Here is a 12,329-nt window from a genome sequence, read left to right as displayed (position 1 = left end):
AAAGTCAAGAGAGTGATGTCGCTTTTTTGTTACGGCTCCATGTTTTGGAAGAAGGATCGGTGCCAGATACGGGTCACCACGTGTGCTGCCTCGTCCACGTCGACCCCTGCTCCGTGCAGCTCATCCTGCGCAAACCAGACATAGGCCGACTGCTCGACCATGCAGGCCAGCGACTCCGCCACCAGCCGCGACTCCGCGGCGGAGGCACCGGCGCCGGTCGTCCCGGACTTCTCCAGCACACGGAGGAAGCGGTCGATGTGTCGGGTGCGCATCGACCACCAGAAGTCGCGGAATCGTCGGTCAACGTGCGCCGCCTCCATAAAGGCACGCATGACGTCGCGATAGTCGTAGTAGACCTGCAGATAGCCTCGGTTGGCCTGGAGCAGAGCCTCAAAGGGCTCCGTCACGAAGTCGTGGTCACGCGAGACGCTCGCCCGGAAGAGGTCCTCGTGGACGTCGGCGATGACGGCTTCGAAGACGTCATCCTTGTTGGCGAAGTAGCGGTAGAGCCCGCCCATGGACAGGCCCGCCTGCTCGGCGATGTCCCCCATCCGGGCATTGACGAAACCGTCCCGGTCGAAGACCGTCCGCCCAGCCTCAACGATCGACTGTCGCGTGCGCAGCCCCTTGGGCGTCGTGGGCTTGGCCGACATCTCACTCCCCTGTGTTTCGCGGTTCGGTGCCGTGATCCTAGCCTAAAGCGACACGGGCCTCGCTCATCGGCCTCGCGTCGCGTCGCACGTCAGCGCCCCCAGCCTCTGTCCTCCAGCGTCAGCCCCCCAGCGTGGTGTGCAGCTGGCGAGCGGCCTCGGCGATCGAGCCGGACATCGACGGATAGACCGTGAAGGTCGAGGCGAACTGGTCAACGTTCAGCCGGTTGGCGACGGCCAGCGTCAGCGGGAAGATCAGCTCCGAGGCGCGCGGAGCCACCACCACCCCGCCGAGGATGGTGTCACTGCCGTTGCGCGCAAAGATCTTGACGAACCCGTGCTTGGTGTTCTGCATCTTGGCCCGTGGGTTGCCGGTCAGCGGCAGCATGACGGAGCGCGCGTCGACCTTGCCGGAGTCCACGTCGGCCTGGGAGACACCGACCGTGGCGATCTCCGGATCGGTGAAGATGTTGGAGCTGACCCGGCCCAGGTTCAGCGGCGCGACGGCGTCACCCAGGGCATGGGCGATGGCGATGCGCCCCTGCATCGCCGCGACCGACGCCAACGGCAGCACTCCGGTGCAGTCACCGGACGCATAGATGCCCGGCACCGAGGTCCGGGAGACCCGGTCCACCACGATGTGGCCGGAGTCCGACAGCGTCACCCCGGCCTCCTCCAGGCCCATGTCCTGGGTGTTCGGGATGGACCCCACCGCCAGCAGCGCGTGGGAGCCACGCACCTCTCGGCCGTCCTCCAGACTGACCACGACCGAGTCACCGTCCCGGACCACACCGCCGGCACGTGAGCGGTTGAGCACCTCCATGCCACGGCTGCGGAAGACCTCCTCCAGCACCGTGGCGGCGTCCTGGTCCTCCCCCGGCAGCACGCGTTCGCGCGAGGACACCAGGGTCACCCGGCAGCCCAGTCCCAGATAGGCGTGGGCGAGCTCGGCACCGGTGACACCGGAGCCGATGACGATGAGGTGCTCGGGCAGGTCCGGCAGCGCATAGATCTGCTGCCACGTCAGGATCCGCTCCCCGTCGGGGATGGCGGAGTCCAGCACCCGTGGCCGGGCCCCGGTCGCGATCAGGATCACGTCGGCAGTCAGTTCCCGGGTCGCCCCGGCACGCTCCTGCGAGGACGGGGCCGGCTCCTCTCCCGACTCCACGCTCGGCACGCCGGTGGCGACCTCGACGACGCCCGGGCCGACGATGTGCCCGGCCCCCTTGATCACCTCGACACCGGCGGTCACCAGCTTGTCGCGGATGTCCTGACTCTGTGCCGCGGCCAGGTTCATGATCCGGGTGTTGATCTCGCTGAGGTGAGCGGTGACGCCCTGGTCACTGGGCGCGTCCTCGAAGTGGACGCCGATGCGCTCGGCCGCGCTGAACCGGTCCATGAAGTCGGCGGTGGCGATCAGTGCCTTGCTCGGCACGCAGTCCGTCAGCACCGCCGCACCGCCGAGGCCCTCCCGCTCGACCACGGTGACCTTGGCGCCCAGGTGTGCGGCTGGCAAAGCGGCCTCATAACCACCCGGTCCGCCCCCGACGATGACAACTGACTTCTCGTGTGCACTCACGCGTCCTATCCAACCATCGGTACGCTGCCCCCGTGATCACCGAATCCTCTGCCGAGGTCGCGCGCGCTGCGGCCACCGTCATCGCCGAGCGCACCGACGCCGCCACCCATGACATCGCCCTGGTCCTCGGATCGGGCTGGGGCCCGACCGCCGACCTCATCGGCGAGACGGTCGCAACCGTGGAGAACACCGTCGTCCCGGGTTTCACCGGCGCCGCCGTGGCCGGTCACACAGGCACCATGCGCTCCGTCGCCGTCTCGGGCAGCGGCAAGCGGGCCCTGGTCTTCGGCACCCGGACCCACTTCTACGAGGGCCGCGGCGTCCGCGCGGTCGTGCACGCGGTGCGGACGGCCGCCGCCGCCGGTTGCCAGACGATCGTGCTGACCAACGGGTGTGGCGGCCTCAACCCCGACTGGGCCCCGGGCACTCCCGTGCTGATCCGGGACCACATCAACCTCACGGGCGAGTCCCCCATCGAGGGCGCCAACTTCGTCGATCTCACCGATCTCTACACCCCGCGCCTGCGCGACCTGGCCCGTGAGGTGGACCCGAGCCTCGACGAGGGGGTCTACGTCCAGTTCCGGGGTCCTCACTATGAGACACCGGCTGAGGTCCAGATGGCCAAGATCCTCGGCGGCGACCTGGTGGGCATGTCCACCACCCTCGAGGCGATCGCGGCCCGCGAGGCCGGCATGGACGTCCTCGGCGTGTCGCTGGTCACCAACGCGGCAGCCGGGATCAGCGAGACCGCGCTGTCCCACGAGGAGGTCCTCGAGGCGGGCCAGGCGGCGGCTCAGCGATGCGGTGAGCTGCTCTCCCAGATCGTGGCGAGGATCTGAGTATGCCGACCCCCACCGACCTCATCGCCCTCGCCGAGGCGTGGCTCGCCGACGACCCGGACCCGCAGACCCGAGCCGAGCTGACCACGGTCCTGGACGCCGCCCGCAGCGGCGACCCGGACGCCGCGGAGCACGCCGAGGCGGACCTGGCGGACCGGTTCAGCGGCCTCCTGGAGTTCGGCACAGCCGGGCTGCGCGGTGCCCTGGGGGCCGGTCCACACCGGATGAACCGCGTCGTCGTGATCCGCACGGCAGCCGGCCTCACGGCATACCTGAAGGAACAGGTCGACCCGGAGCCGACGGTGGTCATCGGATTCGACGCCCGCCACAACTCCGACGTCTTCGCCCGCGACACCGCCGCCGTCGTGACGGCGGCGGGTGGGCGGGCCCTGGTGCTGCCGCGGCCGCTGCCGACGCCGGTGCTGGCCTTCGCCATCGGTCACCTCGGCGCCGATGCGGGGGTGATGGTCACCGCGAGCCACAACCCTCCCCAGGACAACGGTTACAAGGTCTATCTCGGTGACGGCTCCCAGATCGTGCCTCCGGCCGATGCCGACATCGCGGCCCACATCGCGGCGGTGACCTCCGCCGCGAGCGTGCCCTTGGCCTCCAGCGGGTGGGAGACGCTGGACGACCGGCTGCTCGAGGCCTATCTGACCAGCGCCGTCGCCGTCGTCGCCCCGGACTCTCCCCGGGACCTGTCCGTGGTGCACACCGCCCTGCACGGGGTGGGTTCCGACACCGTGCTGGCGGCCTTCACGGCTGCGGGCTTTCCGGAGCCACAGGCCGTGCTGACCCAGTCGGCACCGGACCCGGAGTTCCCGACGGTGTCCTTCCCCAACCCTGAGGAGCCCGGGGCCATCGACGCTGCACTGGCGCAGGCTGAGCGGGTACGCCCGGACATCGTGCTGGCCAACGACCCGGACGCCGACCGCTGCGCCGTGGCAGTCGAGGACCAACAGGGGTGGCGCATGCTGCGCGGTGACGAGGTCGGCGCGCTGCTCGGACAGCACATCATCACCCGAGGCGTCGATCCCGCGGGGGAGCACACCGTGCTGGCCCGCTCGATCGTGTCCTCCCGGCTGCTGGGGGCGATGGCGCGGGCCGCGGGGCTGCCCGCGCAGGAGACGCTGACCGGGTTCAAATGGATCGGCCGGGTGCCGGGTCTGCGTTTCGGTTACGAGGAGGCGCTGGGCTACTGCGTCGACCCGGCCACCGTCCCGGACAAGGACGGGATCACCGCCGCCCTGCTGGTCGCCGAACTGGCGGCCACGCTGAAGCAGCAGGGACGCACCCTGCTGGACCTGCTCGACGATCTCGCACGCGAGCACGGGGTGCACCAGACGGACGCCTTCTCGGTGCGGGTGACCGACCTGTCCCTGATCGCGACCATCATGCAGCGGCTGCGGGCACAGCCTCCGACCGAGATCGGCGGGGTGCCGGTCGCCACGGTCGATGACCTTGCCCTGGGCGACGGTGGCCTGCCGCCGACCGAGGGGCTGCGTTATCTACTCGCGGACGACACCCGGATCATCGCCCGCCCGAGCGGCACCGAGCCCAAGCTCAAGGTCTATCTCGAGGCGATCGTGCCTGTCGCGGGCGCCGACCTGGACGGCGCCCGCGCTGAGGCGACCCGTCGCCTTGCGGCGGTCCGCGCCACCATGGAGGAACTGACCCGGGCCTAACCATTTTCGGAGGGGTTTGGTAGGTCGCTCACGCCTTGTCCGAGGGGTTTCGTAGGTCACTCACGCCTTGTGCGAGGGGTTTCGTACGCCCGGTCAACCGAGCAGGAGCACGACCACCAGGAAAGCGACCGCCGCGGCGAGCGGCACGATCGCCGTCCAGGACCAGGTCGGGCTCACGCCGAGGCCGGGCTCGGCGTGACCACCGGCCAGCTTCCACCGTTGCACCATCTGCTGGACCCGACCGGAGATGACCTCGGCGTTGTTGCCCTCGGCCGTCTTGCCCTTCGTGGTTGCCTCGGCATAGCTGTCGATGTCCCTACGCGGACGGAGTTCACGGCGCACCGGGATCGCCCACGAACTGTGCTTGGTCCCGGCGTTGTCAATGATCTCCAAAGCCCACTGGTGCTCCGCCGCCTTGAGCCGGGAATACGGCACCTCGATGTCAGTGACCAGGTTGCTCATCTGGACCCGGTCGTCGCTGACCCGCACCGCCGGACGCAGCAGGACGATCCAGACGACTGCGGCGACAACGGCCAGGAAGGCCGCGGGCGTGATCGGGTTGTTGCCGCTGGCCGCCTCCATCATCCCGATGGCGACGGCGAGTCCGCTCGTGGCGATCAGGATGGTCCATCCGGTCACACGGGAGGGCAGGGTGCGGTAGGTCGTGGTCTCGGCGGCCATGGTGCGGCAAGTGTAGGCCGGGGCCGTAAACTCAGCGCCCATGACCGCCGACCCTGCCCCTGCCGCGCGGGTGCTGGTGCTTGCCGGCCCCAGCGGCGCTGGCAAGTCCCGTCTGGCGCGCCGCCTGCACGCCGCCCATGGCTGGCCGGTCGTGCAGCTGGACGACTTCTACCGCAACGGTGACGACCCCTCGCTGCCGATGAGCCCGCAGGCCGGGCTGCCCGACTGGGACGATGCGCGTTCCTGGCGCCTCGACGACGCCCTGGGCGCGCTGGAGACGCTGATCCGCACGGGCACTGCGGAGGTGCCGGTCTATGACATCGCGACCTCGCGAGCAACGGGCACGCAGCGCCTGGAACTGGGTGGGCATCCCATCGTGATCGCCGAGGGCATTTTTGCTGCCGACACGATCGCGGGGCTCGCCGAGCGCGGACTGCTCGCCGAGGCCTGGTGCATCCGCAACCGTCCCTGGAAGACCTTCGCCCGCCGCCTCGTGCGGGATCTCGCCGAGCGTCGCAAGCCGCCGCTGACCCTGGTGCGACGCGGCCTGGCCCTGCACCGTCTGGAGCCAGGTATCGTCAGGGCCCAGGAGGCACTCGGGGCCGAGCCGATGACTGCCCGGGAAGCGGAGGCTCGGGTCCCGCGCCTGGGTCACAACGACGAGCAGGAGGGGCGACGACGTGGGGCAACCACCTGATCAGGCTCCCGACACCGGGGACGATGAGTCCTACTGGCAGCCGGGACGGTATGTCGGATCCTCCTCTGAGTCCCCCTCCGGTGAGGTGGAGGAGGACTCAGCCGACCTCACCCAGGCGCACCCGGTCCAGGACCCCACCACCGCGTTTCCGGCGCCTCCGCCGACTCAGGGCGTGCCAACGTCCGGAGCCGGTCAGCCCCCCGGCTATGGCCAGCCCACCTCTGGTCAGCAACCCGGCTATGGCCAGCCCACCTATGGCCAGCAACCCGGCTATGGCCAGCCCACCTATGGCCAGCAACCCGGCTACGGCCAACCCACCTATGGCCAGCAACCCGGCTACGGCCAGCCCGGCTACGGCCAACAGCCCGGCTACGGCCAGCAACCCGGCTACGGTCAACAGCCCGGCTATGGCCAACAGCCCTCGCAGTGGCACAACCTGCCCCCGGAGGACCTCGCTCGGATGCACCAGCCCGGGGTGATCCCGCTGCGCAGACTGACGCTCGGCGAGATGTTCGAGGGCAGCCTGAAGACGATGCGCCGCAACCCCGAGGCCACGATCGGGATGGCCGTGCTGGTGCTCGGCGTCCTCATGGTGCCGTCGTTGGCGCTCTCGATGTTCATCCCCGACCTGTTCCCCAGGCTCGGCACGCTCGACGCCCTCGCCGTCGCAGCGATCATCCCGAGTCTGGTCAGCTCGCTCGCCACCCTGACGCTCAGCGGCTTTGTCATCTATGTCGTCAGTGAGGCGACGCTCGGCGACCGGGTCGGCATCGCAGCGACGTGGGACGCGGTCAAGGGCCGCATCCTGGCGCTGGTCGGCATCTCGCTCCTGTCCTTCCTGGCCGTCATTTCGGTCCTGCTCGGCGTGCTGCTGCTCGGCGTCCTGCTGGCCGTCGCCGTCGGTCCGCTCGGGGCGATCCTGATGGGCCTGAGCATGATCGGTCTCATCCCGTTGATGATGTGGCTCTATGCGCGCCTGTCCCTGGGGGCGGCAGCCGTGGTGCTGGAGAAGGCCGGGCCGATCACGGGCATCAAGCGCTCCTGGGCACTCACGCAGGGCAAGCAGGCCTGGCGGGTGCTGGGCATCAGCTTGTTGGCCGCCATCGTGGCCGGGCTCTTCGCGGCGCTCATCGGAGGGATCTTCGGAGCGCTGCTCGGCGCGATCTTCGGTCTGGTCTCCGACGACCTCGGTGCCCAGTACTACTTCCAGGTGATCCTGGACCACGTGAGCACCTTCCTGATCGGCGCGATCACCACGCCCTTCACCGCCGGTGTGACCGCTCTGCTCTATCTGGACCAGCGGATCCGCCGCGAGGGCCTGGATGTCGGACTGCTCCGCGCAGCGCAGGAGCGCGCCGCCGCACGACGGGCCTGACGACGTGCTCGACCCCGACCGGGACCAGGCCCGGGAGTTGCTGCTGGACGAGCTGCAGAAGCCGGAGTACAACCGTCCCGAGTCGGTGATCACCAAGGTCCTGGGCTGGCTGATGGAGCGGCTGAACCGCCTGATCGAAATCATTCCTGGCTCCAACGGGCTGTCCACCCTGCTGCTCGGCGTGGTGCTGACCATCCTGGTGGCCGGCATCTACTTCGCGGTCCGCGGCACCCGCCGGACCGGTCGCCTCACTGATCGCGCTACCGGCCCCGTCCTGGACGAGGTGGGCCTGACGGCGGCGGACTACCGGGCGCGCGCGAGCGCCGCGGCCCGCAACGGCGACTGGGACCGGGTGCTGCTCGACTCCTACCGGGCGATCGCGGCGGGGGTCGACGAGCGTGCCCTGCTCGATGAGCTGCCGGGCACGACAGCCCGGGAGATCGCCGTCGGTCTGCACGCGCCCTTCCCGGACCACGCCGCCGACCTGCTCGAGGCGGCGGACGCCTTCGACGCCGTCTGCTACGGCGACCAGCACGCGACCCAGGTGCAGGCGGAGCGGGTGCGCGAGCTGGACCGGGTGCTGGCCAAGACCCGTCCGGCCAGACTGCGTGCCGGGATGAACGGGTGAGACGCCGATGACCCGCACCACCACCCGCAAGCTGGCCCTGTGGGGTCTGCTCGTGCTGCTGATCGCGCTGGGCGCGGCGCTGCTGAACGGCATGCGCACCACCAACCAGCTGCCCTTCGACCCCGACAACCCTGAGGACGGTGGGATGCAGGCGCTCGCCCGCGTCCTGGAGCAGGAGGGCGTCGAGGTCACCGTGGCCCGCAACTTGCCCCAACTGCTCGGCACGCCCACCTCCGCGGACACGACCGTGCTGGTCGCCGGGACGGCCCTCCTCGGCGACGAGGCTGGCGAGGAGGTGATGGCGTATGCCGGACAGGCCGGGCTGCTGGTCGTCCTCACCCCGGAGTCCAACACCGCGGACGCCCTCGGGCTCCCGGTCGAGGGGTCCGCCTCCGCCCAGGTCGGAGCCGCAGCACCAGGCTGTGAGTCCACCATCCTGACCTGGCGGGACGGCGACGAGATCAGCCAGGCCAACCGGCTGGTCCGCGTCACCGGGGAGCGTGGCGACGCGAACCCATGCTTCCCCCCGACACCGGGCTACAACGCCGGCGGAGCCCAGGCCGGCTATCTGATCGAGGTCCCGGCGAGCGGCGACCGCCCCGACACCGTCGTGGCCGGCATCGCGTCGTCCCTGACCAACCAACACATCGACAAGGACGCCAACGCCGCGGCAGGCCTGCGGCTACTCGGTGCCCACCCGCACCTGGTCTGGTACATCCCCTCCGTCGCCGACGCCGGGGAGACCCCTCCGCAGTCCCTGCTCGACGTGCTGCCCGATGCCTTCCTGCCCTCGGTCGTGCTGCTGACCGTTGCCCTGCTCGCGCTGATGGTCTGGCGCGGTCGACGCCTGGGACCGGTGGTCACCGAGCCGCTGCCCGCCGTCATCCGCTCCATCGAGACGACCCAGAGCCGTGGCCGGATGTATCACCGGGCCCGGGACCGGGAGCGGGCTCTGGCCGCACTGCAGCTGGCTGCCCGCCGCCGACTGGCCACCCGGCTCGGCCTGACCCAGCACGCCCAGCCACAACAGATCGTGCGGTCCCTCGCGGAGGCGACCGGACGGCATACCGACGAGCTCCACCGGCTGCTGGTCGACCCGACCGCACCCGATGACGAGACACTGGTCCGGATCGCCCGCGAGGTGCGGTCCCTCGAGGAAGGGATGATCGGCTGATGAGCACGCACGAGGAGCAGGGGCGCGAGCAGCGCAGCCCGGAGCAGGCGCGGGAGGCGCTGCACCGGGTCCGCGTCGAGGTCGGCAAGGCCCTGGTCGGGCAGGACCAGGCGGTCACCGGGCTGATCGTGGCACTGCTCGCCCGCGGGCACATCCTGCTCGAGGGCGTGCCGGGGGTGGCCAAGACCCTGATGGTGCGCACATTGGCAGCTGCCCTGGACGTGGACACCAAGCGGGTGCAGTTCACCCCCGACCTGATGCCCGGCGACGTCACCGGGTCCCTGGTCTATGACTCACGCACCAGTGACTTCGAGTTCCGTGCAGGACCGGTCTTCACCAACCTGCTGCTGGCCGACGAGATCAACCGGACCCCGCCGAAGACGCAGTCCTCGCTGCTGGAGGCGATGGAGGAGCGTCAGGTCACCGTGGACGGCACCCCGCGTCCGTTGCCCGACCCGTTCCTGGTCGCCGCCACCCAGAACCCCGTGGAGTATGAGGGCACCTATCCCCTTCCCGAGGCCCAGCTGGACCGCTTCCTGCTCAAGGTGGTCCTGCCGATCCCGCCGCGTGAGGACGAGATGCAGGTGCTGCAGCGTCACGCCACCGGGTTCAACCCCCAGGACCTGGCCGGCGCCGGGGTGCGGGCGGTCGCCGGACCGGCGGACCTGCGCGCCGGGTCGGCCGCGATGCGCCAGGTGCAGGTCGCCCCCGAGGTGATCGCCTACATCGTCGACATCGCCCGTGCCACGCGGCAGTCCCCCTCGCTGCAGCTGGGGGTCAGCCCCCGTGGCGCGACCGCCCTGATGAGCACGAGCCGGGCCTGGGCCTGGCTCAACGGTCGCTCCTTCGTCACCCCCGACGACGTCAAGGCCCTGGCCCACGGCACCCTGGGGCACCGGCTGGCGCTGCGGCCCGAGGCCGAGCTCGAGGGGGTCTCGGTGACCTCGGTGCTGGACAGCGCGCTCAACTCCGTGCCGGTCCCCCGCTGAGGTGGCTGTATGACCTCGCGTCGATCCCCCGCTGAGGTGGCCGTATGACGGCACTCCTCTCTCCCACCGAGGTGCCCGTATGACGGTGCGTCCCTCTCCCGCCGAGGTGCCCGCATGGCGCTGAGCTGGCGAGCGGTGGCCCTGGTCCTGCTGGGGTTGGCCCCGGTGCTGCAGTGGCCGTCCATGACGACGGTCCGGTGGTGGGTGCTGGGCTGCTTGGTGATCATGGCGCTCGACCTGTTGCTCGCGCCCTCTCCCCAGAAACTGGAGTGGTCGCGCTCCGCCGACCAACAGGTCCGTCTCGGGGAGTCCGCGACCTCGACGCTGACGGTCACCAACCCGACGCGGCGGCGGATGCGTGGTCAGGTGCGCGACGCCTGGGTGCCCTCGGCAGGAGTCTCGGGCGGGCGGCACCGCCTCGACGTGCCTGGCGGGGAGCGGCGCAGGATGTCGACCCGCCTGCTGCCCACCCGCCGGGGCGACCGGCGCACCGACCGGGTCACCGTGCGCGTCTGGGGCCCGCTGGGCATCGCGGCCCGTCAACGGTCGGTGCGGGTGCCGGGGTCCGTCCGGGCGCTGCCGCCCTTCCACTCACGCAAGCACCTGCCCAGCCGCCTGGCCCAGCTGCGCCAGCTCGACGGACGCTCGGCAGTGCGCACCCGCGGTCAGGGCACCGAGTTCGACTCGTTGCGCGACTATGTCGAGGGCGATGACGTGCGCTCGATCGACTGGCGCGCCACGGCCCGGCGTCAGCACGTGGTGGTGCGCACCTGGCAGCCGGAGCGGGACCGTCGGGTGATCCTGGTGCTGGACACCTCACGCACCAGCGCCGCCCGGATCGATGACCAGCCGCGCCTGGACGCCGCGATGGACGCCTCTCTGCTGCTGGCTGCCCTGGCCTCTCGGGCCGGGGACCGGATCGACCTGATCGCCGGTGACCGCCGGGTGCGTGGCCGGGTCACCCCCAACACCGACCGCAAGGCGTTGCTCCACCAGCTGGTGTCCACCATGGCGCCCATCGAGCCGGTCCTGGTCGAGGCGGACTGGACGATGCTCGCCGGCAAGGTGACCGGCGTGACGCGCCGTCGTGCGCTGGTGGTGCTGCTCACCGCGCTCGAGCCGGCCGCGGTCGAGGAGGGGCTGATCCCGGTGCTCCCGGCCCTGACCGCCCACCACCGGGTCGTCATCGCGTCGGTCGCCGACCCCGAGCTGGGCCGGATGCGCGAGGACCTCAGCACCCTGGAGTCGGTCTATGACGCGGCCGCGGCCGAGCGCACCGTCTCTCTGCGCCAGCGCACTGCGGACGCCCTGGAGCGGATGGGCGTGCACGTGATCGAGGCCGACCCCGAGCAGCTCCCGCCCCAGTTGGCGGACCACTACCTGGCGCTGAAGGCGCAGGGCCTGCTCTAACCACCACCGGACGCGCCGCGTTGCGGTCCAGCGCCCCACCGGGCGCACGATCAGTCCGGCAGTCCCGCCACCCACCGCTCCACGTCACGTCGGCTGCGCAGCCGCACGCCCACCAGGTGCGGGAACTCCGCGAGCGTCGCCGGCACGCGATGTTCCAGCTTGTGACGCCCGGCGATCGCCCAGCGGACCACGTGCTCCCGGTCGGTCAGGATGGTGTGCAGCGGCGGCTCGATGTTGCCGTGCCACAGCACCTCCCGTCGCAGGCGCCGCCGCACGGTGCGGACCACGAGCCGGCTCAGGGTCAGCGGGAAGGGCAGATCCAGCCACACCAGGAGGTCTGCCCGGACCGTCAGGAGGGGCCGGGCGGCGGCATACTGCCACTCGGTCACCCAGCACTCACCCGAGGCGAGCGTGCGGACATCGTCCAGGAACTGCGGCCGCGGTCTCCAGCCCGGCCCGTGGTGCAGACCGTCGAGCTCGGTGTGCGGTATGCCGAGCCGCGCCCCGATCCGCCCGGCCAGGGTGGTCTTGCCGCTGCCGCTGACACCAGCCACCAGCACGCGCCGCGGCAACGACGGCAGGGGGTCGGCGGCGGTCAGCACCACAGGAGTCTAGGAGCCGC

At 70.8% G+C, this 12,329-nt stretch carries 12 protein-coding genes; 8 read left to right on the top strand and 4 right to left on the bottom strand.

Annotated features, from left to right (window positions below):
* Positions 1-29: 29 nt before the first annotated feature.
* Positions 30-653, bottom strand: a complete 624-nt coding sequence (locus FNH13_RS06285) for a TetR/AcrR family transcriptional regulator (RefSeq protein ID WP_143782676.1) — start codon at positions 651-653, stop codon at positions 30-32.
* Between the two features lie 118 nt (positions 654-771).
* Positions 772-2,229, bottom strand: coding sequence for an NAD(P)H-quinone dehydrogenase (locus tag FNH13_RS06280; protein ID WP_143782675.1), 1,458 nt, complete (start codon positions 2,227-2,229; stop codon positions 772-774).
* Positions 2,230-2,261: 32 nt separating this feature from the next.
* Here FNH13_RS06280 and FNH13_RS06275 point away from each other — a divergent pair, with 32 nt between their 5' ends.
* Positions 2,262-3,068 (top strand): purine-nucleoside phosphorylase, encoded by an 807-nt coding sequence (locus FNH13_RS06275; RefSeq protein ID WP_143782674.1) that lies wholly within the window; start codon positions 2,262-2,264, stop codon positions 3,066-3,068.
* A 2-nt stretch (positions 3,069-3,070) separates the two neighbouring features.
* Complete coding sequence (locus FNH13_RS06270; RefSeq protein ID WP_143782673.1) at positions 3,071-4,753, top strand: phospho-sugar mutase; 1,683 nt, start codon at positions 3,071-3,073, stop codon at positions 4,751-4,753.
* A gap of 93 nt (positions 4,754-4,846) precedes the next feature.
* Here the strand turns inward: FNH13_RS06270 and FNH13_RS06265 are convergent, their stop codons facing one another.
* A complete protein-coding gene (locus tag FNH13_RS06265) occupies positions 4,847-5,434 on the bottom strand; it encodes a hypothetical protein (RefSeq protein ID WP_143782672.1) in 588 nt (195 codons plus the stop codon).
* 40 nt (positions 5,435-5,474) lie between these two features.
* Here FNH13_RS06265 and FNH13_RS06260 point away from each other — a divergent pair, with 40 nt between their 5' ends.
* The 6 genes from FNH13_RS06260 (at position 5,475) to FNH13_RS06235 (ending at position 11,707) form a co-directional block, all read left to right on the top strand.
* The gene (locus FNH13_RS06260; RefSeq protein WP_143782671.1) at positions 5,475-6,131 is read left to right on the top strand and encodes a uridine kinase family protein; all 657 of its coding nucleotides are present in this window, start codon (positions 5,475-5,477) and stop codon (positions 6,129-6,131) included.
* Positions 6,115-7,506 (top strand): hypothetical protein, encoded by a 1,392-nt coding sequence (locus FNH13_RS19215; RefSeq protein ID WP_143782670.1) that lies wholly within the window; start codon positions 6,115-6,117, stop codon positions 7,504-7,506. Before FNH13_RS06260 ends, FNH13_RS19215 begins: the two co-directional genes overlap by 17 nt.
* A 4-nt stretch (positions 7,507-7,510) precedes the next feature.
* A complete protein-coding gene (locus tag FNH13_RS06250) occupies positions 7,511-8,134 on the top strand; it encodes a DUF4129 domain-containing protein (RefSeq protein ID WP_165700034.1) in 624 nt (207 codons plus the stop codon).
* A 7-nt stretch (positions 8,135-8,141) separates the two neighbouring features.
* Positions 8,142-9,308 carry a DUF4350 domain-containing protein gene (locus tag FNH13_RS06245; protein WP_143782668.1) on the top strand — a complete coding sequence of 389 codons (1,167 nt, stop codon included), beginning with the start codon at positions 8,142-8,144 and terminating at the stop codon, positions 9,306-9,308.
* Positions 9,308-10,297 (top strand): AAA family ATPase, encoded by a 990-nt coding sequence (locus tag FNH13_RS06240; protein ID WP_143782667.1) that lies wholly within the window; start codon positions 9,308-9,310, stop codon positions 10,295-10,297. The genes FNH13_RS06245 and FNH13_RS06240 overlap by 1 nt, the downstream gene beginning before the upstream one ends.
* Before the next feature lie 114 nt (positions 10,298-10,411).
* Positions 10,412-11,707, top strand: coding sequence for a DUF58 domain-containing protein (locus tag FNH13_RS06235; RefSeq protein WP_143782666.1), 1,296 nt, complete (start codon positions 10,412-10,414; stop codon positions 11,705-11,707).
* Positions 11,708-11,757: 50 nt separating this feature from the next.
* Here the strand turns inward: FNH13_RS06235 and FNH13_RS06230 are convergent, their stop codons facing one another.
* The gene (locus FNH13_RS06230; RefSeq protein WP_202878876.1) at positions 11,758-12,309 is read right to left on the bottom strand and encodes a P-loop NTPase family protein; all 552 of its coding nucleotides are present in this window, start codon (positions 12,307-12,309) and stop codon (positions 11,758-11,760) included.
* Positions 12,310-12,329 lie beyond the last annotated feature (20 nt).

Origin of the sequence: Ornithinimicrobium ciconiae, from assembly GCF_007197575.1 — a bacterium.
Classification (GTDB): domain Bacteria; phylum Actinomycetota; class Actinomycetes; order Actinomycetales; family Dermatophilaceae; genus Ornithinicoccus; species Ornithinicoccus ciconiae.
This window is presented reverse-complemented; position numbering and strand designations above follow the sequence as displayed.

Coding starts and splice junctions, on each gene's coding strand:
- FNH13_RS06260 (WP_143782671.1), top strand. CDS start 5,475: ATGACCGCCGACCCTGCCCCTGCCGCGCGGGTGCTGGTGCTTGCCGGC.
- FNH13_RS06285 (WP_143782676.1), bottom strand. CDS start 653: ATGTCGGCCAAGCCCACGACGCCCAAGGGGCTGCGCACGCGACAGTCG.
- FNH13_RS06265 (WP_143782672.1), bottom strand. CDS start 5,434: ATGGCCGCCGAGACCACGACCTACCGCACCCTGCCCTCCCGTGTGACC.
- FNH13_RS06240 (WP_143782667.1), top strand. CDS start 9,308: ATGAGCACGCACGAGGAGCAGGGGCGCGAGCAGCGCAGCCCGGAGCAG.
- FNH13_RS06245 (WP_143782668.1), top strand. CDS start 8,142: ATGACCCGCACCACCACCCGCAAGCTGGCCCTGTGGGGTCTGCTCGTG.
- FNH13_RS06270 (WP_143782673.1), top strand. CDS start 3,071: ATGCCGACCCCCACCGACCTCATCGCCCTCGCCGAGGCGTGGCTCGCC.
- FNH13_RS06235 (WP_143782666.1), top strand. CDS start 10,412: ATGGCGCTGAGCTGGCGAGCGGTGGCCCTGGTCCTGCTGGGGTTGGCC.